26 protein-coding genes and 1 other annotated feature are annotated in these 23,179 nt (G+C 43.5%); of the genes, 16 read left to right on the forward strand and 10 right to left on the reverse strand.

Annotated features, from left to right (window positions below):
- Positions 1-104: 104 nt before the first annotated feature.
- Entirely contained in the window at positions 105-1,514 is a 1,410-nt protein-coding gene (gndA, locus tag PBF_RS12040; RefSeq protein WP_035330038.1) for an NADP-dependent phosphogluconate dehydrogenase, read from the forward strand.
- An 84-nt stretch (positions 1,515-1,598) separates the two neighbouring features.
- Here the strand turns inward: gndA and zwf are convergent, their stop codons facing one another.
- A complete protein-coding gene (zwf, locus tag PBF_RS12045; RefSeq protein ID WP_152539677.1) occupies positions 1,599-3,101 on the reverse strand; it encodes a glucose-6-phosphate dehydrogenase in 1,503 nt (500 codons plus the stop codon).
- 327 nt (positions 3,102-3,428) lie between these two features.
- Here zwf and rnz point away from each other — a divergent pair, with 327 nt between their 5' ends.
- The 3 genes from rnz (at position 3,429) to PBF_RS12060 (ending at position 6,649) form a co-directional block, all read left to right on the forward strand.
- The gene (gene rnz, locus PBF_RS12050) at positions 3,429-4,367 is read left to right on the forward strand and encodes a ribonuclease Z (protein WP_035330039.1); all 939 of its coding nucleotides are present in this window, start codon (positions 3,429-3,431) and stop codon (positions 4,365-4,367) included.
- Positions 4,368-4,913, forward strand: coding sequence for a histidine phosphatase family protein (locus tag PBF_RS12055; RefSeq protein ID WP_035330041.1), 546 nt, complete (start codon positions 4,368-4,370; stop codon positions 4,911-4,913).
- 88 nt (positions 4,914-5,001) lie between these two features.
- Positions 5,002-5,218, forward strand: a binding site (T-box leader).
- Positions 5,219-5,311: 93 nt separating this feature from the next.
- Entirely contained in the window at positions 5,312-6,649 is a 1,338-nt protein-coding gene (locus PBF_RS12060) for a sodium-dependent transporter (RefSeq protein ID WP_035330042.1), read from the forward strand.
- 41 nt (positions 6,650-6,690) lie between these two features.
- Here the strand turns inward: PBF_RS12060 and namA are convergent, their stop codons facing one another.
- The 3 genes from namA to proC all read right to left on the reverse strand — a co-directional run bounded on the left by namA (position 6,691) and on the right by proC (position 9,843).
- Positions 6,691-7,710 carry an NADPH dehydrogenase NamA gene (gene namA / locus PBF_RS12065; RefSeq protein ID WP_035330043.1) on the reverse strand — a complete coding sequence of 340 codons (1,020 nt, stop codon included), beginning with the start codon at positions 7,708-7,710 and terminating at the stop codon, positions 6,691-6,693.
- Positions 7,711-7,804: 94 nt separating this feature from the next.
- Positions 7,805-9,082, reverse strand: a complete 1,278-nt coding sequence (locus tag PBF_RS12070; RefSeq protein WP_235192249.1) for a glycosyltransferase — start codon at positions 9,080-9,082, stop codon at positions 7,805-7,807.
- Positions 9,013-9,843, reverse strand: coding sequence for a pyrroline-5-carboxylate reductase (gene proC, locus PBF_RS12075; protein WP_035330044.1), 831 nt, complete (start codon positions 9,841-9,843; stop codon positions 9,013-9,015). The genes PBF_RS12070 and proC overlap by 70 nt, the downstream gene beginning before the upstream one ends.
- A gap of 661 nt (positions 9,844-10,504) precedes the next feature.
- Here proC and PBF_RS12080 point away from each other — a divergent pair.
- The 5 genes from PBF_RS12080 to PBF_RS26140 all read left to right on the forward strand — a co-directional run bounded on the left by PBF_RS12080 (position 10,505) and on the right by PBF_RS26140 (position 14,384).
- Positions 10,505-11,479: an MBL fold metallo-hydrolase gene (locus PBF_RS12080; RefSeq protein WP_035330045.1), complete on the forward strand. Its 975-nt coding sequence runs from the start codon at positions 10,505-10,507 to the stop codon at positions 11,477-11,479.
- Entirely contained in the window at positions 11,480-12,274 is a 795-nt protein-coding gene (locus tag PBF_RS12085; protein ID WP_035330046.1) for an SDR family NAD(P)-dependent oxidoreductase, read from the forward strand. It begins immediately after the preceding gene.
- Positions 12,275-12,536: 262 nt separating this feature from the next.
- Positions 12,537-13,796, forward strand: coding sequence for a DNA polymerase thumb domain-containing protein (locus tag PBF_RS12090; protein ID WP_035330047.1), 1,260 nt, complete (start codon positions 12,537-12,539; stop codon positions 13,794-13,796).
- A 14-nt stretch (positions 13,797-13,810) separates the two neighbouring features.
- The gene (locus PBF_RS12095; RefSeq protein ID WP_035330048.1) at positions 13,811-14,146 is read left to right on the forward strand and encodes a YolD-like family protein; all 336 of its coding nucleotides are present in this window, start codon (positions 13,811-13,813) and stop codon (positions 14,144-14,146) included.
- Between the two features lie 73 nt (positions 14,147-14,219).
- Complete coding sequence (locus PBF_RS26140) at positions 14,220-14,384, forward strand: hypothetical protein (protein ID WP_160169258.1); 165 nt, start codon at positions 14,220-14,222, stop codon at positions 14,382-14,384.
- 19 nt (positions 14,385-14,403) lie between these two features.
- On the opposite strand, the gene PBF_RS12105 is transcribed toward PBF_RS26140, so the two are convergent.
- Positions 14,404-14,622 (reverse strand): CDGSH iron-sulfur domain-containing protein, encoded by a 219-nt coding sequence (locus PBF_RS12105; protein ID WP_035330050.1) that lies wholly within the window; start codon positions 14,620-14,622, stop codon positions 14,404-14,406.
- Positions 14,623-14,745: 123 nt separating this feature from the next.
- Between PBF_RS12105 and PBF_RS12110 the strand changes: the two genes are divergently transcribed.
- Positions 14,746-15,072, forward strand: coding sequence for an iron-sulfur cluster biosynthesis family protein (locus PBF_RS12110; RefSeq protein WP_035330051.1), 327 nt, complete (start codon positions 14,746-14,748; stop codon positions 15,070-15,072).
- A 177-nt stretch (positions 15,073-15,249) separates the two neighbouring features.
- Positions 15,250-15,789 (forward strand): hypothetical protein, encoded by a 540-nt coding sequence (locus tag PBF_RS12115; RefSeq protein WP_035330052.1) that lies wholly within the window; start codon positions 15,250-15,252, stop codon positions 15,787-15,789.
- Positions 15,790-15,844: 55 nt separating this feature from the next.
- Here the strand turns inward: PBF_RS12115 and PBF_RS12120 are convergent, their stop codons facing one another.
- The 3 genes from PBF_RS12120 to PBF_RS12125 all read right to left on the reverse strand — a co-directional run bounded on the left by PBF_RS12120 (position 15,845) and on the right by PBF_RS12125 (position 18,233).
- A complete protein-coding gene (locus PBF_RS12120) occupies positions 15,845-16,768 on the reverse strand; it encodes an alpha/beta hydrolase (RefSeq protein WP_035330053.1) in 924 nt (307 codons plus the stop codon).
- Positions 16,769-17,085: 317 nt separating this feature from the next.
- Complete coding sequence (locus PBF_RS27030) at positions 17,086-17,217, reverse strand: hypothetical protein (protein ID WP_268745115.1); 132 nt, start codon at positions 17,215-17,217, stop codon at positions 17,086-17,088.
- 107 nt (positions 17,218-17,324) lie between these two features.
- Positions 17,325-18,233 carry a hydroxymethylglutaryl-CoA lyase gene (locus PBF_RS12125; protein WP_035330055.1) on the reverse strand — a complete coding sequence of 303 codons (909 nt, stop codon included), beginning with the start codon at positions 18,231-18,233 and terminating at the stop codon, positions 17,325-17,327.
- 179 nt (positions 18,234-18,412) lie between these two features.
- On the opposite strand from PBF_RS12125, the gene PBF_RS12130 reads away from it, so the two are divergent.
- The 5 genes from PBF_RS12130 (at position 18,413) to PBF_RS12150 (ending at position 21,804) form a co-directional block, all read left to right on the forward strand.
- Entirely contained in the window at positions 18,413-19,600 is a 1,188-nt protein-coding gene (locus tag PBF_RS12130; RefSeq protein ID WP_035330056.1) for an acetyl-CoA C-acetyltransferase, read from the forward strand.
- Between the two features lie 54 nt (positions 19,601-19,654).
- Complete coding sequence (locus tag PBF_RS12135; RefSeq protein ID WP_035330057.1) at positions 19,655-20,344, forward strand: CoA transferase subunit A; 690 nt, start codon at positions 19,655-19,657, stop codon at positions 20,342-20,344.
- Between the two features lie 27 nt (positions 20,345-20,371).
- Positions 20,372-21,040 carry a 3-oxoacid CoA-transferase subunit B gene (locus PBF_RS12140; RefSeq protein ID WP_035330058.1) on the forward strand — a complete coding sequence of 223 codons (669 nt, stop codon included), beginning with the start codon at positions 20,372-20,374 and terminating at the stop codon, positions 21,038-21,040.
- Between the two features lie 69 nt (positions 21,041-21,109).
- On the forward strand, positions 21,110-21,481 hold the full coding sequence (locus PBF_RS12145) for a VOC family protein (protein WP_035330059.1): 372 nt from the start codon (positions 21,110-21,112) through the stop codon (positions 21,479-21,481).
- A gap of 77 nt (positions 21,482-21,558) precedes the next feature.
- Entirely contained in the window at positions 21,559-21,804 is a 246-nt protein-coding gene (locus tag PBF_RS12150) for a YqkE family protein (RefSeq protein ID WP_035330060.1), read from the forward strand.
- A 63-nt stretch (positions 21,805-21,867) separates the two neighbouring features.
- Here PBF_RS12150 and PBF_RS12155 read toward each other — a convergent pair whose 3' ends face one another.
- Both PBF_RS12155 and mciZ read right to left on the reverse strand, forming a co-directional pair.
- Positions 21,868-22,791 (reverse strand): aldo/keto reductase, encoded by a 924-nt coding sequence (locus PBF_RS12155; RefSeq protein WP_035330061.1) that lies wholly within the window; start codon positions 22,789-22,791, stop codon positions 21,868-21,870.
- A 188-nt stretch (positions 22,792-22,979) separates the two neighbouring features.
- On the reverse strand, positions 22,980-23,114 hold the full coding sequence (gene mciZ, locus PBF_RS25455) for a Z-ring formation inhibitor MciZ (protein WP_081757274.1): 135 nt from the start codon (positions 23,112-23,114) through the stop codon (positions 22,980-22,982).
- Positions 23,115-23,179 lie beyond the last annotated feature (65 nt).

Consider the following 23,179-nt stretch of genomic DNA (forward strand, 5'->3'; position numbering starts at 1 on the left):
AGACAGGAAAGTTGAATCAGGATAGGAATCTTGCTAAAGTAGAGTGGATTATTTGATTGGATTTTGTATGTAACGCATAAAGGCTGGAAGGGAAGTAATAAAAGATGACGAAATCACAGTTTGGTGTTATCGGCTTAGCCGTCATGGGCAAAAATCTTGCCATGAATATTGAAAGCAGAGGGTACTCGGTATCTGTATTTAACCGGTCGCGTGAAAAAACGGATGAGATGCTTAAGGAAGTGGAAGGAAAAAATTTTAAAGGTACATATACAATTGAAGAGTTTGTGAGTTCCCTGGAAAAACCCCGGAAAATCATGCTTATGGTGAAAGCAGGCGGTCCGACAGATGCGACAATTGAGCAGTTAAAGCCATTGCTGGATAAAGGGGATATTTTGATTGATGGAGGGAATACCTTCTTTGTGGATACGCAGCGCCGCAATAAGGAATTAAGCGAGCTGGGCATTCATTTCATCGGTACGGGAGTTTCAGGTGGCGAAGAGGGCGCTCTGAAGGGACCTTCCATTATGCCTGGCGGCCAAAAAGAAGCCTACGAGCTGGTTGCCCCGATTTTTCAAGATATTGCAGCAAAGGTTAATGGCGAAGCATGCACCACATACATCGGGCCGGATGGGGCAGGACATTATGTGAAAATGGTGCATAACGGCATTGAATACGGCGATATGCAGCTGATTTCCGAATCTTATTTTCTTTTGAAAAACGTGCTTGGATTGACTGCTGAAGAGCTTCATGAAGTATTCGCAGAATGGAATAAAGGCGAGCTTGACAGCTATCTGATTGAAATTACGGCTGATATTTTCACGAAAAAAGACGAGGAAACCGGAAAGCCGCTGGTAGATGTCATCCTTGACACAGCAGGCCAAAAGGGAACCGGCAAATGGACAAGCCAAAGTGCGCTTGACCTCGGTGTACCGCTTCCTATCATTACTGAATCCGTTTTTGCCCGATTCATTTCTGCCATGAAAGAAGAACGTGTGAATGCAAGCAAAGTTCTTCGCGGGCCCGCTGGACAGGACTTCACAGGCGATAAAAAAGCATTTATCGAAAGTGTCCGCAAAGCTCTTTACATGAGCAAAATCTGCTCATATGCACAAGGATTTGCTCAAATGAGAGCAGCTTCCGAAGAATATGGATGGGATCTGAAATACGGTGATATTGCGATGATTTTCCGCGGCGGCTGCATTATCCGTGCCCAATTCCTGCAGAAAATCAAGGAAGCATATGACCGTGAGCCAGGCTTGAAGAATCTCCTTCTTGATCCGTATTTCAAGGAAATCGTAGAAAGCTATCAGGATGCTGCCCGTGAAATTATCAGCATGGCTGTAAAGAACGGCATTCCTGTACCATGCTTTGCTGCTGCGCTGTCCTATTATGACAGCTACCGCACGGAAACATTGCCTGCAAACCTTCTTCAGGCACAGCGTGACTACTTTGGAGCACACACCTATCAGCGTACAGACAAAGAAGGCATTTTTCATACAAATTGGATGGAATAATAAAAAACAGCGTCCTAGCGGCGCTGTTTTTTGTCTTTAATAAAAATAAAGACCCCCTTCATCAGCAGGGGGTCTCAGAATCAATTAACACTGTTCAACATCAAGGTCAGTTACAGGCCACCAGAAGAAACCGTCTTTTTCAAGCAGCCGGTCTGCTTCTTTTGGACCCATTGAACCCGATTCGTAGTTAGGGAAATCTCCTTCTTTTGTGTTTTCCCAAACGTCGGAAATTTTGTCGACAAAGCTCCAGGAAAGGGCAACTTCATCCCAGTGTGTAAAGTTTGTGGCGTCACCGCGCATGCAATCATATAAAAGCCTTTCATACGCTTCAGGTGTATTCATGTCATCGATGCCTTTGTTGGCAAAGTTTAATTTTACCGGTGTGGCTTCCATGTTTTGGCCTGATTTTTGGGCATTTAAATAAAGGGTAATACCTTCTTCGGGCTGAATGTGGATAACCAGCAGGTTTGGATTTAGCGTTTGCTCAGTCTGATAATATAAGTTCATCGGAATGTCCTTGAACTGGATAACAATTTTCGTTGATTTAGCAGCCATTCTTTTACCTGTACGAATGTAGATAGGCACACCTGCCCAGCGGAAATTGTCAATCATCAGCTTGCCTGCTACATACGTTTCGGTGTTTGATTGTTCATCCACCATCGGCTCCTGATTATATGCTGGTACTTCCTGTCCATTTAAATGGCCTTTTCCGTACTGGCCGCGGACAAAGTAATCTCTCACCTGATCGCCTTCAATTGGGCGCATGGCTCTTAAAACTTTTACTTTTTCAGATCTGATTTCATCTGTTGTCAGGCGGATTGGCGGTTCCATTGCCAATAAGGCAACCATTTGCAGCATATGGTTTTGGACCATGTCACGAAGGGCGCCGCTTTTTTCATAATAACGGCCGCGTTCTTCTACACCAAGTACTTCGCTTGATGTAACCTGGATATTTGAGATGTAGCGATTGTTCCATAAAGGTTCGAAAATGGCATTGGCAAAACGGATAACCTCAATGTTTTGCACCATCTCTTTCCCAAGGTAGTGGTCAATCCGGTAAATTTCATTCTCTGAAAAAGCTTTTCGGATTTGCTTATTAAGCTGCTTCGCTGATTCAAGATCATGCCCAAATGGTTTTTCTATGACGAGACGCTTAAAACCATCTACATCTGTCAGGCCATCTGCTTTTAAATGCTCTGCAATGGTTCCGAAAAACTCAGGTGCCATGGCAAGGTAAAAAATGCGGTTGCCTCCAAGGGAATAATGAGTATCCAATTCTTCGGCCATGCTCTTTAATGCCAAATAGGAACTGGAATCCGTCACATCATGCGAATGATAGTAAAAGTGAGAAATAAAATCTTCAAGTTCTCCGTTATCTTTTATAGCGGACTCAACAGAGGTTTTGACACTTGTCTGAAATTCATCATGTGATAACGGCCTTCTGGCAACCCCCACTACGGCGAAGCGATCAGACAGCCTGCCCTTTTTATATAAGCGGTAAAGTGAGGGAAACAGTTTTCTCTTTGCCAAATCCCCTGTTGCTCCAAATATCATTATTAGTCCGGCCGGTTTTTCGTTTGTTTTCACGATTCTAGAACCTCTTTTCGACAAAATTTCTGTATGTAAGGCGGGACTGACTTTTGTCCGTCCTCAGCTTGAGAAGAAGCTGTATATTGCATTGCAAAAAAACGTCTGTACAAGTATAAAATTGTATCTGTTTACAGCTATTTTCGCAAATATTAAGTTTGTCCTTTTTATCATAGTTTCTATCTAACAGCCGGGAACTATCCTTTCAAATAAAACAAAAAAACATTGTTAATTGAATGAATTCCTAAGCTGCTATGGTATATTGTTTATATTCGTACAAGACCAGACAGGCTAAACCATAAATTGCCGGAGGGAGGTATTTTACATATGGACATTTTTTTTCTGGGAACGGGAGCAGGAATTCCCGCTAAGCTGAGGAATGTATCTTCGATGGCTTTAAAGCTCCTGGATGAAAGAGGAAGCATATGGCTTTTTGACTGTGGAGAAGCGACCCAGCATCAAATTTTACATACTAGCATTAAACCGAGAAGAATTGAGAAAATCTTTATCACACATCTTCATGGTGACCATATTTATGGTCTGCCCGGCCTGCTTTCAAGCCGCTCTTTCCAGGGCGGTGATACAGAGGTGACCCTATATGGGCCAAAAGGTTTGAAAGAATTCATTGAAGTTTCGCTATCTGTCAGCGGCACATACCTTAAGTATCCCCTAAAGGTAGCTGAAATCACTGAGGGTATTGTGTTTGATGAAGAAGACTTTAAGGTAGAAGCACGCATGCTTGAGCACGGAATATCCTCATACGGCTACCGGATTACAGAAAAGGACCGTCCGGGCACATTGCTTGCGGACAAACTTGCTGAAGCGGGAATCAAACCGGGTCCGATATATAAGAAAATAAAGAATGGCGAAAACATAAAGCTTGAGGATGGAAGTATGATCGAAGCAAAAAATTTCCTGGGGCCGGCTCAAAAGGGGAGAATTGTCACGGTGCTGGGAGATACCAGATTCTGCGATGCGGCAATAGATTTAGCTGCTGATGCTGACCTTTTAATACATGAGGCAACCTTCTCAGGGGGGGAAGAGAAACTTGCATACGATTATTTTCATTCGACAACCCTTCAGGCTGCTCAAGTTGCGCTCGAGGCGAATGCAAGGAAACTTTGCCTGAATCATATCAGTTCACGATATGAACGCCAGGAGTGGGGACAGCTTGTGAAAGAATCACAGACCATTTTCCCCAATACGGTTATTGCTGAGGACTTTAAAGAAATTCATATCCCGCTTGATAAAGGAGAGGCGAACTAATTGAAGACTTTCTATATCGTGCGCCATGCGAAGGCGGAGGGCCAGCCTTTCTCCGCCGAATTGACAGAAAGGGGAAGGGAACAGGCATTAAAATTAATTGATTTCTTTAAAGGCAAGGAAATCAATCGCATATACTCAAGCCCTTTTGTGCGGGCCATTGAAACAATCTGGCCGCTTGCACAGTCGAGAAATTTGGATATTATTGAGGAAAGCCGTTTGGGTGAAAGGGTGCTGAGCTCTATTCTTTTTGATGATTGGCAGGACAAGCTTAAGCAAAGCTTTTCTGATTTTGAACTCGTTTTTGAAGGGGGAGAATCTCATTCATCAGGAATGAAACGAGCCTCTTCCCTGCTGGATGAATTAATCGCGTCCAATGAGAATCACATCATTCTGGTCAGCCATGGCAATTTATCAACGCTGTTGCTCCGCTGTTTCGATGAAAATGCAGGCTTTGAGCATCTGATGAAGATGAGCAACCCGGATGTTTTCGAAATTAAAGTAAATGGTGAAGATACCAAATGGAAGCGGATTTGGAATGAAAAGTAATGCCTGGAAAAATTGAATTTTTCTAATTTGGCATTGACGGTTATCTGCATGCATACTATAATCACACTTATACTTTAAAACATTATAGTAAAAAGCTATGAAGAGACTCTATTAAGTTTTATCTCCCTGTTTATAGAGAGCCAGTGGATGGTGGAAACTGGCACAAAGATAAAATGAATTTCATCTTGGAGCTTATCTTTCCTGCATATAGCAGAGAAGACGGTTAATCCGTTATATTTTTGAGTGGAAAGTCACATGCTTTCAAAAAGGGTGGTACCGCGTGAACCTAAATTCACGTCCCTTTTGAAGAATGTGGCTTTTTTGTTTTTTAAATAGAAATCCGGCCGGTTTCTATAAACCCCTTAAGACTGCGATAAAAAAATTTTGGAGGTACAGGCATGCAGCAAAATGAGCAATGGTCATCGAAGATAGGATTTATTTTAGCATCGGCCGGTTCGGCAATCGGGCTTGGAGCTATCTGGAAGCTTCCGTATGTGACAGGAACAAGCGGAGGCGGGGCATTTATATTATTATTTCTGTTATTTTCCCTTTTAATTGGTTTTCCGCTTTTGCTGGCTGAGTTTGTTATTGGCCGCAGTACGGGGAAGGAGGCAATCTCGGCATACAAGAATATTGCTCCGGGAACTAAATGGCACTGGATAGGCTACCTTGGCGTATTCACGTGTTTTCTGCTTTTATCCTTCTATAGTGTAATAGGCGGGTGGATTCTGAAGTACATTGTATACGGGGTTACCGGGTCCATGAATGGTGCAGGCAATTATGAGGAGCTATTTGGCGCAGCCGTGTCAGACTCTGTATCTGTTGTAGCGGCACAAGGGGTCTTTTTATTCATAACTGTTTTAGTTGTTGCCAAAGGCATCCAGAAGGGGATCGAGCAGGTCAGCAAAATTATGATGCCGGCTTTGTTTCTTTTATTTATTATTTTGATTGCAAGATCCCTGACACTGGATAATGCAATGGAAGGTGTCTCATTCTTTTTAAAGCCTGATTTTTCAAATTTAACGTCCGAAACCGTTCTTTATGCGATGGGCCAATCGTTTTTCTCTCTAAGTGTCGGGGTTTCGGTTATGGTAACGTACAGCTCTTATCTATCTAAAAATGAAAATCTGATGCAGCCTGCTTTTTCTGTTGTCGGAATGAACTTATTTATTTCAGTTCTGGCTGGCCTGGCTATTTTCCCTGCTGTGTTCTCATTGGGTTTTGAGCCTGCTGCAGGTCCTGGCTTATTGTTCATTGTCCTGCCATCTGTTTTTGATCAGATTCTGTTTGGGCGGGTGTTCCTGCTCTTCTTCCTTGCACTGTTTTTATTTGCAACCTTAACATCCGCTTTTTCAATGCTTGAAATTGTGGTGGCTGCTCTGACAAATAAGAAAGGAAGTGGCAGAACCCGTGCAGCCTGGCTGACAGGACTGGCAATCTTTATCGTCGGGGTCCCATCTGCATTATCCTTCGGCAGCTTATCCGAGATTTCAATTTTCGGCAAAATCATCTTTGATGCTGCTGATTTTCTTGTCAGCAACATTTTGATGCCGGTTGGAGCTTTGCTGATTTCCATATTTGTGTCATACAAAATGAAGAAAGATCTGCTGAGAAATGAATTGATTCAAGGTTTAAAATCGCTGAATGGAATTTTTTTCGTGTGGTATTTCCTTCTGCGCTATGTGGTTCCACTGGTTATTATCATTGTATTCCTTGATTCACTGCAGATTATATAATAAAGAAGAGGGATGGCAAGGTGCCACCCCTCTTCTTAATGTTACAGCCATCCCCGTTCATATTGCTTAGGAGGTTCGATTGAGGCGCCAAGTTCTTTTGCTGCTGTCCGCGGCCAATACGGGTCTCTCAGCAATTCTCTGGCAATAAAGATTAAATCAGCCCGTCCGTTTTGGAGGATTTCTTCAGCCTGCAGGCCGGATGTAATCAGCCCGACTGCACCAGTCTGGATATTCGCACCTTCTTTAATGGTTTCAGAGAATTTGACCTGGTAGCCCGGATAAGTATGTATTCTGGCCGGCACTACTGCTCCGGAGCTTACGTCAATAAGATCCACACCCTGCTCCTTCATCCATTTTCCCATTTCTGCATAATCCTCTGCGGTTAACCCTTCATCATGATAATCATGGGCTGATACTCTGACAAATAGAGGTCCATCCCAAACGGCTTTAACGGCTTCAATGACTTCACGGAGGAAGCGGTATCGGTTTTCGGCCGTCCCCCCATACTCATCATTCCGTTTATTGCTTAGTGGTGAAAGAAACTCATTGATCAGATAGCCGTGTGCCGCATGAATTTCAATTACTTCAAAGCCGGCTTTTTTCGCCCTTTCAGCACCTTTTTTGAATGCATCCACGGTTTCTGAAACTTCTTCTTTTGTCATTTCTTTTGGTGTTTTCATTTTCTCATTAAACGCAATAGCAGATGGGGCGAGAATTTCTCCTTCGACAGCCGCTTTTCTGCCGGCATGCGCAAGCTGTATTCCAGGTGAAGCACCGTGTTCTTTCATTAGCCCGGTTAATTCCTTCAGGCCAGCGATATGGTCATCACTCCATATTCCCAGATCCTGAGGAGAAATCCGGCCCTGCGGGGTCACGGCAGTTGCTTCCAGGATGATTAATCCCACCTGCCCGACAGCCCGGCTCGCATAATGAGTCCGGTGCCAGTTTTCAACCATTCCGTCTTCATTATGGCTTGAATACATGCACATCGGTGCCATAACAATTCTGTTTTTAAAGGTGACTCCTTTAATCGTAAAAGGTGAAAAAAGTTTTGTTTCCATAATTTCTGCCTCCTTATTTCGCTATCCTAAATATTAAGTATATCAGGCAGTTCGATAAATGAAAAAGAACATGCATTCAGGAAGGTGTGTGCTTTCAGCGTCTATTCCTCAGTTCGCTTAACTTATATAATGTACCTCTCCAGACTATGCCGCCCCGTACAAAGGTTAGAATGCTGGCACGAATTATGGAATAAATAAACAGGAGAGCTGTAATTGGAAATACAGTAAACAGAAGCGGAGAAAATTTTGACATTCTTTTTGTAATGATTGTATAAACACCTGCTAATAAAATAATATTTGCAAGGCTTAAACTGAAAATAATTTTGTCAGTTGAAAAAATGGAGAAAAAGGGAAGCACCTGAGAAAGGAATGTGCCGGCAATTGCAAATAGCACCATGCTAATACGGTAATGCAGGCCTGCAAAAGTATTTTTCTCCAATCCTTTGAAGGCTTCTATTAAGCTTTCATACCATTCAACTTCAATCAGGTCCATCGCCGTTGCAAATTTCTGCCTGAATCCATTTTGTTTCATTTTCATTCCAAGCATTAAATCATCATCAGGCCGCATTTTTATTGCCCTATGTGTTCCGATTTCGTCATAGGAACGTCTGGACACCATGTTAAATGCCCCAATGCCAATTCCGCTCTTAGAACGTGGATTGTTCGCCAGCCAGGGGCGTTTATAATAGGAGAAGCCGAAAAGAAAAAAAGCAATGAACGTATTGAGCCAGAAACTCCTGCCCGTCAAGCTCGGTGCCGCCGTTAAATGGTCAAGGTCATTCTTGCTGAAATAATGAACCGCCTTGCTGAAGGCATCCTTTTTAAATAACACATCGGCATCTGTAAACAGAATTAATTCCCCTGATGATTCCATATATCCTTTATAAAGAGCGTGGTTTTTTCCCAGCCATCCGCATGGGAGGGAATCAATATGAATACATTTAACCCTTGAATCATTCTTCTGAATATGGTCCATGATGCTTCCTGTGCTGTCGGCTGAACGGTCATTGACCAATATCCATTCAATGCGCTTATAGCTTTGCCGCAGCTGGGTTTCTAAGCTCACAGCAAGCTTGGCTTCTTCATTCCTTGCCGCTGTTATAACAGAAAGAAGGGGGCCCTCAGTCATCGTATCGCTATCTTCAAGCCGGTCCAGGCTCTTTAGTCCCAGAACAGCATCAATTAGTACTGCAATCCATACCAGGAGGCTTGCGCTTAATAGAATAATGAGCATTTGCAGGTTTCTCATCCTTTTTTCATAGTTTGCAATAAGACGGCATTTTTTTGGGGAGATGCTGCCAGCTAAATTTTCACTGTGCTGCTGAAGCTTTGGCCAAGCCGCCTGGATTGGGCTGTCGCTTCCTTGATGCATTCAATGAAAGCTTCCTGCACTCCGTTCGCTTCAAGCACTTTTACACCTGCTTCGGTGGTGCCGCCGGGACTTGTTACTTCCTTCCTCAGCTGCTCGGGGTCCTTGGCTGATCTGGCCAGCATTTCGGCTGCCCCGATGAGTGTCTGGATGATGAATTCTTTCGCCATACCCTTTTCGAGCCCGATTTCTTCCGCGCTTTTTTCCATAGCTTCCGCAAGATAGTAAATATACGCCGGTCCGCTGCCTGACAGCCCTGTTACAGCATCCAGCTGTCTTTCCTCAACAAATGCTGATTTTCCCACTGTATCAAAAATCCCTATTACTGCTTCAAGCTGTTCTTTGGTCACTCTTTCATTAGCCGATAAGGCGCTCGCTGACTTTCCGACGGCTGCCGATGTATTCGGCATGGCTCTCACGACTGGCAGCTTTTTTTCTGCCAAAAGTTCAATGCTTTCGATCGAAACGCCGGCGAGAACGGAAATGATCAACATGTCTTCCTGTAAATAAGGCTTTATGAGATTGATGGCCTCCTGAGCATCTTTTGGCTTCATCGCTAAAATAACAGCATCCGCCCCGCTTAACAGTTCACTAAGATTATAAGTGGCCTGAACATCATAGGCTTTTTGCAGGGATTGCAGCTTTTCCCTGCTGCACCGGTTTGTTACCCAAATATTGCTGCCGGTAATGAGCCGGCTTTCGACGATTCCTGATATTAACGCTTCTGCCATTGATCCTGCTCCTACAATAGCTAATTTTTTCATTGTACTGTTATTCCTCCTTATTGTTGCTCCATTTGCCGGCTGTTAAAAATAAAAAAGCCTTTCCATCCAGTAAAGGACGAAAAGACTTTGCTTCCGCGGTACCACCTTCATTGCCTTTTCTTTCTTTGTGCAGCATGCCTGCCGCAGCCGCTGTGTTTTTGAAAAGGCATCTCGATCCCGATAACGCCGGGGGTGCGTTTAGGTTTTCCTAACAGCTCATAAGGCAGGTTCAATGGTCAAGTGGACGGTGAAGCCTTTCAGCCGCTCGAGCTTCACTCTCTTTCGCCGTTTTCCATTTACTAATCTTATTCATCGCCATGTTTCTGCTGTAGAAGTACAGCTTTGATTTATGAAAATCAAATTTTAATTGTGATTATGCAAGAAGACACGCTTATTTGTCAAGAATTATTTTTCAAAAAATTATCAATATTGCGTAAAAGTTATGTGAAAATAATGACAATTACTAAAAAGAACGGTACACTTATTTTTATATATGTAATTTTGTAAATTATGTTATTAAATTCCGCTAATATGTGCGTATGGCAAATGCTGATATTTTAAGGGGATAACAGAGCAGTTACTTAAAGGAAGCAAGTCTGCGGAAGTATATAGAAAACAGCTTTATTTTATTTAAATATAGTGATTTTAGGGGGATTGTATAATGGCAAAATGGAAGGATGGTATTGCAAAGCTTGTTATCCCGACACCTTTTCCTGTCGGCGACGTTAATGTATATGCAGTAAAAGGGGAAAAGCTGACTCTTGTCGATGCCGGGCCTAAAACGGATGAAGCATGGGAAGCTTTAAAATCCCAGCTTAAAGAGCTGAATTTAACTCCCGGTGATTTTGAACAGGTTGTTCTCACACATCATCATCCCGATCATGCCGGGCTGCTTGACTTTTTCCCGGACAATCTTGATGTGTTCGGGCACCCGGTTAACCAAAGGTGGCTGTCCCGTACTGACGAATTTCTAAAATTTCATGATGAGTTTTACATAAAACTGTTTAGCGAATTTGGAATTCCTGAAAGGTATGCTTCCTTTATTAACAAAATGAAAAAGACTTTGCGCTATTCCTGCAATCGTACCCTGACAGGAGAGCTGAAGGAAGGCAGCCAGCCTGAAGGACTTAACGAATGGACGGTAATGGAGACCCCCGGGCATGCACAGAGCCATATAGGTTTGTTCAGGGAGAAAGATGGTGTATTCCTTGGAGGAGACCATTTGCTTGCACACATTTCACCTAATCCTATCCTGGAGCCGCCGCTTCCCGGCAATGCGGAAAGGCCGAAGCCGCAGCTTCAGTATAACGAGTCTCTGAAAAAACTGCGGCAGCTGCCGATATCCCTTTTTTATTCCGGACATGGAGAGGATATTACAAATGTGAATGGGTTAATAAGCGAAAGGCTTGGCCGCCAGCATGAGCGGGCAATGAAAGTAAAGGCATGGCTTGAGTCCGAATCGCTTACTGTTTTTGCGGTGTGCCGCCGCCTTTTTCCGAAGGTTTATGAGAAGGAGCTTTCCCTGACCATTTCTGAAACAGTCGCACAGCTTGACTATTTGCATTCAATAGGGGAGATTTATATAAATAAAGAGGAGGAAGCATTCTTGTATTCCGCATCAAAAGAGGTGGTTTGATTGTCAGACAGATTAAAAAATAAAAATGTGATTATCACAGGTGCATCAGGCGGGATCGGGGCGCAAATGGCCGTCCTTTGTGCCGAAAGGGGAGCAAACCTTGTCCTTCTTGCCCGCAGCCTTGACAAATTGCAGGAGCTGCAGGCAGACTTGCGGAAGCGTTTTTCAGCCGATGTTCATGTGCATAAGCTTGATGTTTCAGACACTGACGAAGTTTCGGCTGTTTTTTCAGAGATCATTGCCCGGTTTGGTCACATAGACGTTCTTGTGAATAACGCCGGCTTCGGTGTTTTCCGGGAGGCGCATGAAGCAAAAGTTGAAGAAATAAAGGGAATGTTTGATGTAAACGTTGTTGGCTTAATGGCCTGCACGAGCATGGTGCTGCCAGTGATGAGGAAACAGAGGAGCGGCCATATTATTAATATCGCTTCACAGGCCGGCAAAATGGCCACACCGAAATCGAGTGTCTATTCCGCAACCAAGCATGCGGTTCTTGGCTATACAAACAGCCTTCGGATGGAGCTTGCTGACAGCAATGTATTTGTGACTGCAGTTAACCCCGGACCGATTGAAACCAATTTCTTTACGATTGCAGATGAAAAGGGCACATACGTGAAAAATGTCAGCAAATTTATGCTTAAGCCTGAATACGTGGCCCGCAAAGTAGTCAATGCCATGCTGCGGCCTGTCAGGGAAATCAACCTTCCGCGGTGGATGAATGCGGGGAGCATTATCTATGCCCTTTTTCCAGGCATGTTCGAAAAAATTGGAAAACGCGCATTCAATCAAAAATAAGAAGCTCAGAAGCTGCAGCCATATGCCTGCAGCTTCTTTTGTTTTTGACTGGTGAGGCGTCTAACCTGGGGAGAAAGAACCACTTTTAAGAAAAACCGCGTAAAATTTCCATTGAAACCGAACGCATATTCACTTAATATAATGGGTATACATATACAGAACAGATGTTCTTGTTATATATATTTTTTCTCAGAGGGGCTATGCAGCATAGAAGCTGATAAGCAGCGCCTTACGCTTTTTTTTGAAGGAGGATGTCGAAGTCATGGTTGATTACAGCTCAATGCCGAACAATCAAATTTTGTGTGTTGATATGAAGAGCTTTTATGCAAGCTGTTCTGCTGTCATGCTTGGTCTGGATCCTCTTGACTGCTATCTTGTAATTGCCGGGAATGTGGAACGGAAGGGGAGCGTTGTTCTGGCGGCCTCTCCGCGAATGAAAAAAGAGTTTGGAATAAAGACAGGGTCCCGTCTTTTTGAGGTCCCCCAAGATCCGCGCATTCGAGTTGAGGAGCCGAAAATGGCGACTTATTTAAGAATCTCCACTGAAATCACCAGAGTGTTTAACCGATATGTCCCCAAGGAAGCCATCCATACGTACAGTGTCGATGAAAGCTTTATAAAAGTAGACGGCGCAGTGCATCTCTGGGGTGATGCCCAGACGATTGCCTGGAAAATAAAAGATGATATTGAACGGGAATTTCAGCTTCCCTGTGCCATAGGAATAGGGCCTAATTTGCTAATGTCAAAGCTGTGCCTGGACCTTGAGGCGAAAAAAAAGGGAGTTGCACAATGGACGTATGGAGATGTAAAAGCAAAGCTGTGGAATGTATCCCCTTTACGGGAAATGTGGGGCATCGGCCGCCGTGTTGAAAAGACATTGAATGGAATGGGGATTTTTACAGTCGGCCAGCTTGCCCGCTATGATCTGGCTAAGCTCGAGAAGAAGTTTGGGATTATGGGCAATCAGCTCTATCACCATGCATGGGGGATTGATCTGTCGGAAATAGGCGCGCCGATTATGGCAGGACAGATCAGCTTCGGCAAAAGCCAGATTTTACTGAGGGATTACAAAGAGGAAAAGGAAATTAAGCATGTGGTCCTTGAGATGTGTGAAGAAGTGGCAAGAAGGGCCCGCAGCCACCGGAAAGCCGGCAGAACTATCAGCTTCGGCCTTGGCTACAGCCAGGATGAATTCGGAGGGGGCTTTTACCGCTCCAGGACAGTAGACCGGCCAACCAATATTACAATGGACCTTTATCGGGTCTGCCTCGAGCTTTTTGACGAGAATTATGAGGGGAAAACAGTGCGGCAGATTTCCATTTCCCTCGGCAATATTACGGATGACTGCGAAATGCAGCTAAGTCTGTTCGACTTGGATGGCTGGAAAAAAAGGGAGCTCGGCTATACTGTCGACCGGATCCGCTCCAAGTTTGGAGGAGGAGCTCTGCTGAGAGCCGTCTCTTATACAGGCGCAGGAACCGCCAAACACCGTGCGGCATTGGTCGGCGGCCATAAAATGTAAAAGGGGGTCAGCTTATGATTCGCGATCGGGGCAGAATTAAATGGACTTCCATGATGCTGCCGGAACATGTAAAGCTCTTAAGAGACTGGGCAAAGGAAGATACACACGAGCAAAAGCGGGAATTGGATGAGCAGAAGCTTGAATATATGAATGGAATTCTTTCGGAAGCAATGGAATTCCAAAAAAGCGTTACACTTACACATTACAGGGGCAGAAATTATGAACTGGTCATCGGGAGTATTCATTATTGGGATGACCTTGGCCAAAAACTTCATGTTGTTGACCGATTTGGGGAAATTCACCGTATTTCCATTAACGCTATAGCAGATGCGCGGTTTACGGAAGAATAGGGCTGTCTGAACTGGATGAATTTAAAACGGTTAGTTTTTGGACGGGGGAAGCACCTTAACAGCAGGGAGGTGTATGAAGATGCCAAGAGGAAAAGAACTGGAACAGCTGCCAATGGCTAATATCGCACCAGGGGCCGGGGAAGACAGTACGGACAGGGACCGGGAACTGCTTCAGGGGATTGTACAAGATGAAGGAGCAATACCCGCAAGAATAAAAAATGAAAAAAAACGGGGATGACTGTCCCCGTTTTCCACCCTTATTGCTTGTCATCGGGAGCTTTCTCCGCACGGACACAGGAGTGGAAAGTTCCTTTATGAGTGCCATCACAAAATGGGATTTTCAAGGATCTTCCGCAGCGGCAAAGGGAGAAGGTTTGTTTTGTTTCAAACGTATTTCCATCCATATCAATTAACTCCACCGGGCCTGTTACACGCAGCGGGCCATTATCCATCACTTTAATCTGCACCTTGGACATATCCAATCATCCTTTCTAAAAAAACATTATTTCGGTGGCTGAATAGCAGCTGTCTCTTTCAGAAGCATGTTATTCCTATCTGTGTTAAAATCAGCATATGCAAAGGGGAGGTAGTTTTACAACATGGAAATAACATTAACTGGAACAGCGGCAGAAAAATTATCGGGACGGATTGCCGGCAAAGATGGATTTATAAAGCTTAAGTATGATATAGATGGCTGCGGCTGTGTTGTAAGCGGAGTGGCTGCACTCTGGCTTGTTGACGAGCTTGATGAAGATGACAGGGAGATCAAAACAAACACCGGCAGCATATATGTGGAAAAATCTAAGGAAGTATTTTTGGATGAAAATTTAACGATAGACTTTTCTGAGAAGGCTAACTGCTTTCAGTTAAAAAGCCCGAATCAGTATCTAAATCCGAGAATGAGCTTTATTGATAAAACAAAATAAATGATCTAGCAGACGACCGCTTGAAGGAAGGCGGTCTTTTTTATACATAGGTAAAAATACCCTTCCAAAATTCTGGAAAATAAGGTTTTAATATACTAGTAAAGGGTTACAGGCTAAATAGATTAAGAAAGATGTTTGTCTTTATGGGTGAAGAGATTACTGATGGGGGAGATATGAATGAGGCAGAACTATCTGTTATATTTGCTGGTGGCAGCTTCCCTGATATTGTCAGGGTGCAGCACAGCAACAATGGGCCAGGCAATTGATGATGGAATACCATTCAATGTAAAAGAAATCTTACATAAAGAAAAAGTTAAAGATGGAGTCATTATTCTTTATTTAACGCAGCAGAATGATGGGCAAAATGAGGTAGAGGCTATGGCAGTTGCCTATTTAAAGGGCGATGACAAAAAGGGTTGGAAAAATGAAGGCCATAACCATTGGGAGCATTATGAGAATGAACATATGACCGTTTATTCAGATACTTTCTATGATTACGATAAGGAAGGAAATCTGGAAAACAGATTACCGATAATTTTTGGTGAAATTCAGAGCGGGGATATTAAAAAAGTAGAAGTGGCCGGCAAGGAAGAAAAATTTGAAGAAGCGGCTATAATTGATAAAGACAACAAACGATATTATTTTAAAATGGGAGATTTTCATACTGCCAGAGGGCTGTCGGCAGACGGTAAGGAAATCATAAAGGAAAAAAACTGATAACCTTAGTAACAGAGATATAAAAAACAGCTGACTTGAAGACAGCTGTTTTTTATTATGATAAAGCTTCTTTGCTGCTGACATACTGCTCCAAAAACTCGTCAATGACTTTTTCATAATCCTCTCTGTTTTCGTTGAAGGATTGGGCATGGATCCCATTGGCAGCAAGATAAAGTTTTTTAGGGCCTTTTTTCTTTTCATACAAAGCTTCGGACATGGTCGGCAAAATAAAATCATCTTTTTCGCTGTGAATAAACAGGATGGGCTTCTTTATATTTTCTATAACAGAAATAGGCGAAACGTCCGCAATGGAATATTTCTCCCGCATCCGCAGGAATAGATCAGCAACAGGCAAAAAGAGTTTCGCGGGCAGCTTCATCTCGGTTTTTAAACGGTAAGCCAGCTGCTCCTTAAAATCGGAAAAAGGGCAATCGGCAATGTAAAAGTCGGCACCGTCTTCAAGCATTCCCGCATAAAGGAGCATGGTGGCAGCCCCCATGCTTTCACCATGAATGCCGATCTGGATATCAGGCCCTTTTTCCGCTTTAAGCCAATCAACAATTGCTTTTAGATCAAACTTTTCGTAATGCCCGTAACTTGTCGTCTTTCCCCCGGATTCTCCGTGGCGGCGATGATCATAGATTACAGCGTTAAATCCCCGTTCCAGAAAGAGATTCATATATTTAATCGAGTTCATTTTATTTTCCGTAACCCCGTGAGAAATAATGATATAGCGGCTGTTTTTATGGGGTTCAGCAGCCACAGCTTTTAAGTTATAGCCAAATGGGGAAGGAATAAGCACCTCTCTTTTCGGGAGGCTTTCATACTTGATCAGATCAAGTCTGCCGGACTCCTTCTCCCTTTCTAAAATAAAGTCATCTTCCTTCTTTTTCATAAACATAAGCCTATTTGTAAAATAGACGCCGAGTGATGAAAGAAAGAGAACGATGGAAAATAAATAGCGCAAAAACCTTCTCAAACCCATCCCTCCATCTTTTTTTCTTTATCGCAGTCTAACGGGCAGTAAGACCCCCACTTCAAGACTCAGAGGAATCAAAGGAGGATAAGTGGGGATCAAACTGCCCGTATAGGCCCGAAATAAGGACGCAACGTCTTTGTGACCCACTTCCTGTGGGCCTCAACTAACAATCAGTGGGGGATAAAAGAAAATCCCCACTGATTGAAGTTTCACTTTATTTTACCATTCTGGATAAAATTAAAACAGAGATGTGAGCCGGGACATGGTGAAATTTCATGAAGGACTCGCGGCACAAAAAAAGCCGCTCCTGCGGCGGCTTATTGCTGTGCGTTTTGTCTTTTAGTCGGATGAATCGCTTTTTCTAATTCCTCGGCAGCAATCGTCTGGCTGACTGTATCGGAATTTGGCTTCCCCTTCTGGCTGGATCCTTTATCGCGTTTTTGGCTCATAGGATTATCCCCCTTTTAATGGCTGCAGCTGAACTTGAATTCGTCAGCTGCTTTCATCTAATAAGATGCGATAAAAAAGGGGGCATTATTCATCTAAAGCTGTTATGCTATTGAACAGTTTGAACATTCAGCCTGAAATAGGTGCTTTCAATCGGCCTGGAAAGATGAGGCTGAACAATTTTTACAGCTTCCATTAATTGATCCAGGTTAACATTGGTTTCAATTCCCATGCGCTCAAGCATATAAACAACATCTTCAGTTGCCGCATTGCCTGCAGCTCCCGGGGCAAATGGGCATCCGCCAAGTCCTCCGGCGGAAGTATCAAATCGGTCGACACCTGCCTGTAAGGCTGCAAAAATATTAGTAAGGGCCATTTTTCTTGTGTCATGGAAATGCGCAGTCAGCAGAGTATTTGGAAACTCTTCTTTTAAACGGGAAAAGAGCCCGTATGATTCATGGGGAGCAGCCATCCCGATTGTATCTGCCACGCTTAATTCATCAGCCCCTGCCTCTGTAAATTGGCGGCATAGCCCAACTGTATCTTCAGGATTGACGGCTCCTTCATACGGACAATAAAATGCCGTAGAGATGCAGGCACGGACAAAATAACCTTTTTTCTTCAGTTCTCCGATAATCGGTTTTAGTTCATCCATGCTTTCCTGAGTGGTTTTATTGATGTTTTTCTTGTTAAATGTATTGCTTACACCAACGAAAACGGCAACAGCCCGGCAATCAGTCATATATACTCTGTCAATGCCTTTGCGGTTCGGGGCAAGTACGATATCCCTTGTATTTGCATCAAGACAATCTGCCGTAATTTCAGCTGCATCCCCCATCTGCGGAACCCATTTAGGAGACACAAAAGAAGTAAGCTCCAATTCTGTTAATCCTGCATTTTTTAAACTTTTAATAAAGTCTTTCTTAACTTCAGTCGGTACAAACGACTTTTCGTTTTGCAGTCCATCCCGCGGGCCCACTTCAATAATTGTTACTTTATCCGGAAATGCAAGCGTCATGTTTTCCTCTCCCGTTTCATAATTTAAATTTTAGTAAGCGTTTTCTAGACAACCCTAAATTTATTGTATTAGGAAAGTATTTTCGATTGCAAGAATAATAGAAATTTTGACAAAATAAAAGGAATTTTGATATCCCGGAACGAATATAAGCAAAGAGATGTTTTGAAAGGATGAGAGAGATGGCACAAACAGAAGTCGTAATAGTCAGCGCTGTCCGGACAGCAATCGGCAGTTTCAATGGAAGTCTTAAAGATGTATCTGCACCAGAGCTTGGGGCGATTGCGATAAAAGGCGCTCTTGAAAAAGCAGGTGTAACACCGGATCAAATAGATGAAGTAATCCTTGGGAATGTCCTGCAGGCAGGCCTGGGCCAAAACACAGCAAGGCAGGCAGCTCTTAAAGCTGGACTTCCTGAAAGCGTTTCCGCAATGACGATTAATAAAGTTTGCGGTTCAGGGCTGAAGGCGGTCCATTTAGCAGCACAGGCCATTTTAGCTGGCGATGCCGAAGCAGTGATTGCTGGCGGCATGGAAAATATGAGCCAGGCGCCTTACATACTGAAAAATGCAAGAAATGGCTTTAAAATGGGAGATCAAAAGCTTATAGATTCGATGATTTCAGACGGTCTCTGGTGTGCTTTTAATGATTACCATATGGGAGTTACAGCTGAAAATCTTTGCTCAAAATATGAGCTGAGCAGGGAAGAACAGGACAAATTTGCCGCAGACAGCCAGGAAAAGGCAGCAAAGGCAATTGAAGAAGGAAAATTCAAAGATGAAATCGTTCCGGTGGAAATTCCTCAGCGAAAAGGGGATCCGATAGTTTTTGATACAGACGAGTATCCGAAAAAAGGAACAACTGCTGAAAAGCTCGCTGGCCTGCGTCCGGCGTTCAGGAAAGATGGCAGCGTAACAGCCGGAAATGCTTCCGGGATTAATGACGGGGCGGCTGTAGTGCTGGTTATGAGCAGAAAGAGAGCAGATGAACTGGGGCTTAAGCCATTAGTGACGATTAAAGGAAATGCAAGTGCAGGTGTGGACCCCAGCATCATGGGGATCGGACCTGTTGCTGCCGTAAAAAAAGCGCTTGAAAAGGCAACTGTTTCCATGGGTGAATTAGAGCTTATTGAAGCAAATGAGGCATTTGCAGCCCAGTCGCTGGCAGTTGACAGGGAGCTTCGTTTTAACAAGGAGATTCTGAATGTTAATGGCGGAGCCATTGCACTTGGACATCCAATCGGCGCAAGCGGAGCACGAATCCTCGTAACTCTTATTCATGAGATGCAAAAAAGACAGGCAAAGAAAGGCCTTGCAACTCTTTGCATTGGCGGAGGCCAAGGGGTAGCTACAGTAGTGGAGCTTGCATAGCTGTTTTTGATAATTAGTAAAAATAAGTACTTTTGAATGAAAGGAGCGATTGAAGTGAAGAAAATTTGTACTTCCTTCAGTGAAGCGGTTCAGGGAATTCACGATGGTGCTGTCCTAATGGTTGGCGGTTTCGGCCTTTGCGGAATTCCGGAAAACCTTATTCTGGCTTTAGTTGAAAAAGGGGTTAAGGATCTGACAGTCATTTCGAATAACTGCGGTGTTGACGATTGGGGACTTGGACTGCTTTTAAAAAATAAACAGATTAAGAAAATGGTTGGTTCGTATGTTGGGGAAAACAAAGAGTTTGAAAGACAGGTTCTCTCAGGGGAAATTGAAGTAGAGCTGCTTCCTCAAGGAACACTTGCAGAGAAAATACGTGCAGGCGGCGCAGGCATTCCTGCTTTTTACACACCAGCTGGAGTAGGGACCCCAATTGCAGAGGGGAAAGAGACGAAGGTGTTTGACGGCAAGGAATATCTTCTTGAAGAAGCACTGAAAGCAGACTTCAGCCTTGTGAGAGCATGGAAGGGCGATAAGATGGGCAATCTTGTTTACCATAAAACGGCCCGAAACTTCAATCCGATGATTGCAGCAGCCGGCAAAGTGACAATTGCAGAAGTGGAGACGCTTTATGAGATTGGTGAACTGGATCCGAATTATATTCATACCCCGAGCATCTATGTTCAATCACTAATTGAAGGAAAACAGGAGAAGCGCATTGAAAGACTGACGGTGAAGAAATAAATACTAGTGACGGAAGGAGAGGGTGTCATGAGTAACGATAAAGCGGCAGTACGCGAAAAAATTGCCAGACGGGCTGAAAAGGAAATTGAAAATGGCTTTTACGTGAATTTGGGAATCGGTATGCCAACATTGGTTGCAAATTATATTTCTGATAATAAGGAAGTGGTCCTGCAATCTGAAAATGGATTACTGGGCATCGGCCCGTATCCTGCAGAAAGTGAAGTTGATCCGGATCTAATTAACGCCGGAAAAGAAACAGTTACAGCCATCCCGGGATCATCTTATTTTGATAGTGCTGAATCTTTTGCAATGATCAGGGGCGGCCATGTGAATATTGCCATTCTCGGCGGTATGGAAGTCTCTGAAAAAGGAGATCTTGCCAACTGGATGATTCCCGGAAAAATGATCAAGGGAATGGGCGGTGCAATGGATCTGGTTCATGGCGCCAATAAAATCATTGTCATTATGGATCACACTAATAAAAACGGCGATTCAAAAATTCTTAAAGAATGCAGCCTGCCTTTAACAGGTAAAAATGTCGTTGACCGCATTATAACTGAGCGGGCAGTCATCGATGTCACCGAGTCCGGTTTGAAGCTTGTTGAAGTAGCTAAAGGCTTCACAATCGGGGACATTATCAATTCGACAGAACCCCAATTGCAGGTTGATGAAAACGTTATAACAGAAGCTTACTAATACATCTGAAAAGTACAGCTGCATGCTGTGCTTTTCATTATTTTCAGCCTAAAGAAAAGAGGAGAAAAAATGAGTTTTTCCTTTAAAGGAATTGACCATATCCAGCTGGCAGCTCCGAAAGGCTGCGAGGAGGAAGCCAGGAAATTTTATGGTGAACAGCTTGGCCTGAAAGAAATTCCCAAGCCTGAAAATCTTCAAAAGCGCGGAGGCTGCTGGTTTATTTGCGGAGATCAGGAAATCCATATTGGAGTACAGGAAGGCTTCCTGCCTGCCAAAAAAGCCCACCCTGGTTTTATTGTGGAAAACCTGGAAGCCTTAAGAAGCAAACTTGAGGAGCAGAATGTAGCAATAAAGGAAGAACCGCCGATAGAAGGAAGAGAGAGGTTCTTTGCAGATGATCCATTCGGAAATAGAATTGAGTTTCTGGAGTTTTTACGATAAAAGTGATTAAGCCATTTCCTTCATGAATAATAAAATATGCTATAATAAATGGCAAAATCAGTTGATGAGGGGATTATATGAAAAAGAAAAAACATCATTCCCAGCCTAAGAAAGACGACAAACCAGTCACGTTAGGCGACATGCTGAACCAGGATCTGATGGAGCAGCTGAAAGGGAAAAAGCAGGAATTAAAGGCTGCTGAAGATAAACAGAAGGAAGAAGAAGAGCGCAGAAAAAGAGAGGAAAGAAGACTGCGCGAAAAAAATAAAAGTTTTGAAGAACTGCTTGGAGAAAGCGATCTTAACTGGAAAGAATTCAAATAATATTAAAAAAGGGGCCGGCTTTTTCTGTCAGCCCCTTTCTTGTCTTAAATTATGGATTTTCTATCATCTATGCTGCTCATATTTATTTAGCATTGCAATAGATTTAATCAGGGCCAATTCCTCTTCGTTCAGAGGCTTGGCTCTAGCTGCTTCTGCATTTTCTCTAACTTGCTCAGCCCGGCTGGCCCCGGCTGTAACAGAAGCGACAGCAGGGTTCGCAAGATTGAACTGAAATGCTATCTCGTTCATGGTGCGCTGGTCAGAAATTTTTTCCCGGATGCTGGTGAGCGTTTTTTTCAATTCAGCATAGCTGTAGTCCAAATAGCCTTTATTCTTTATCGATTCTGATGCTTTATCCAGCATTTTGTCGCTGAGCAGCCCTTTGGCCAGCGGCCCTCTTGTAACAGCGCTGATGCCTTTTTGATTCAGAAGAGGCAGCGCTTCTTCTTCAGGGCGCCGATCTAAAATGCTGTATTGCATCATGACAGAAACAATGGATGATTTAGATGCAAATTCCCGAATTACATTTGGACGAATAGAGGAAATGCCATATTGGCGGATGTACCCTTCTTCCTTTAGTTCCTCAAATGCTTCAATGGTTTCATCAATCGGATCTTCAATCGTGCCGCCATGAAGCTGATATAAATCGATGTAGTCCGTATCCAGCCGTTTCAAGCTGTCTTTTACAGCTTCTTTGATGTGGCTTTTTGAGGGATCCCAGCTCCAGCCATCTTTATTCTTATTCCATCGGTTGCCGGCTTTGGTCGCAATAATCACCTGTTCGCGCACATTCTTTAACGATTGTCCGACAAGCTTTTCGTTTTCACCAAAATCATATAAATCAGCTGTATCAAAATAATTGATTCCTTCTTCAAGGGCAGCTTCAATAATCTCCTGAGCCTTTGAAGGGCTGGTGCCAATTGACATGCAGCCCAGTCCAAGCTCGCTTACGTACAAGTCTGAGTTTCCAAGTCTTCTCTTTTTCAAGTACCCACCTCATTTGAATGTTTTCTATAATTGTACATAAACAAATGAGGCATACTCAAATTTAGAGGCTTATCATTTTATCGTCTAACGGGCAGTAAGACCCCCACTTCAAAACTAATTTTAATCAAAGGAGGATAAGTTCAACTGACAATCAGTGGGGATAAGGAAAACCTCCACCGATTGAAGTTTCACTTTATATTGTTCTGAGATTCAACCCAGTCTTTTACAAGGACATACTGCCTGCTGTATTGTTTTAATTTCTCACGGATTTCCCAGGCTTTGCCGGCCAGAATAACTCCCCTATTATGGACATACACCTTCATGCCATACTCCCCCTCATCAAGTATGATAAAATGTATGAGCAATCATTACCGGAATAGAACAGGAG

The organism is Cytobacillus firmus DS1, assembly GCF_000565285.1.
Taxonomy (GTDB): Bacteria; Bacillota; Bacilli; order Bacillales; family Cytobacillaceae; genus Cytobacillus; species Cytobacillus firmus_A.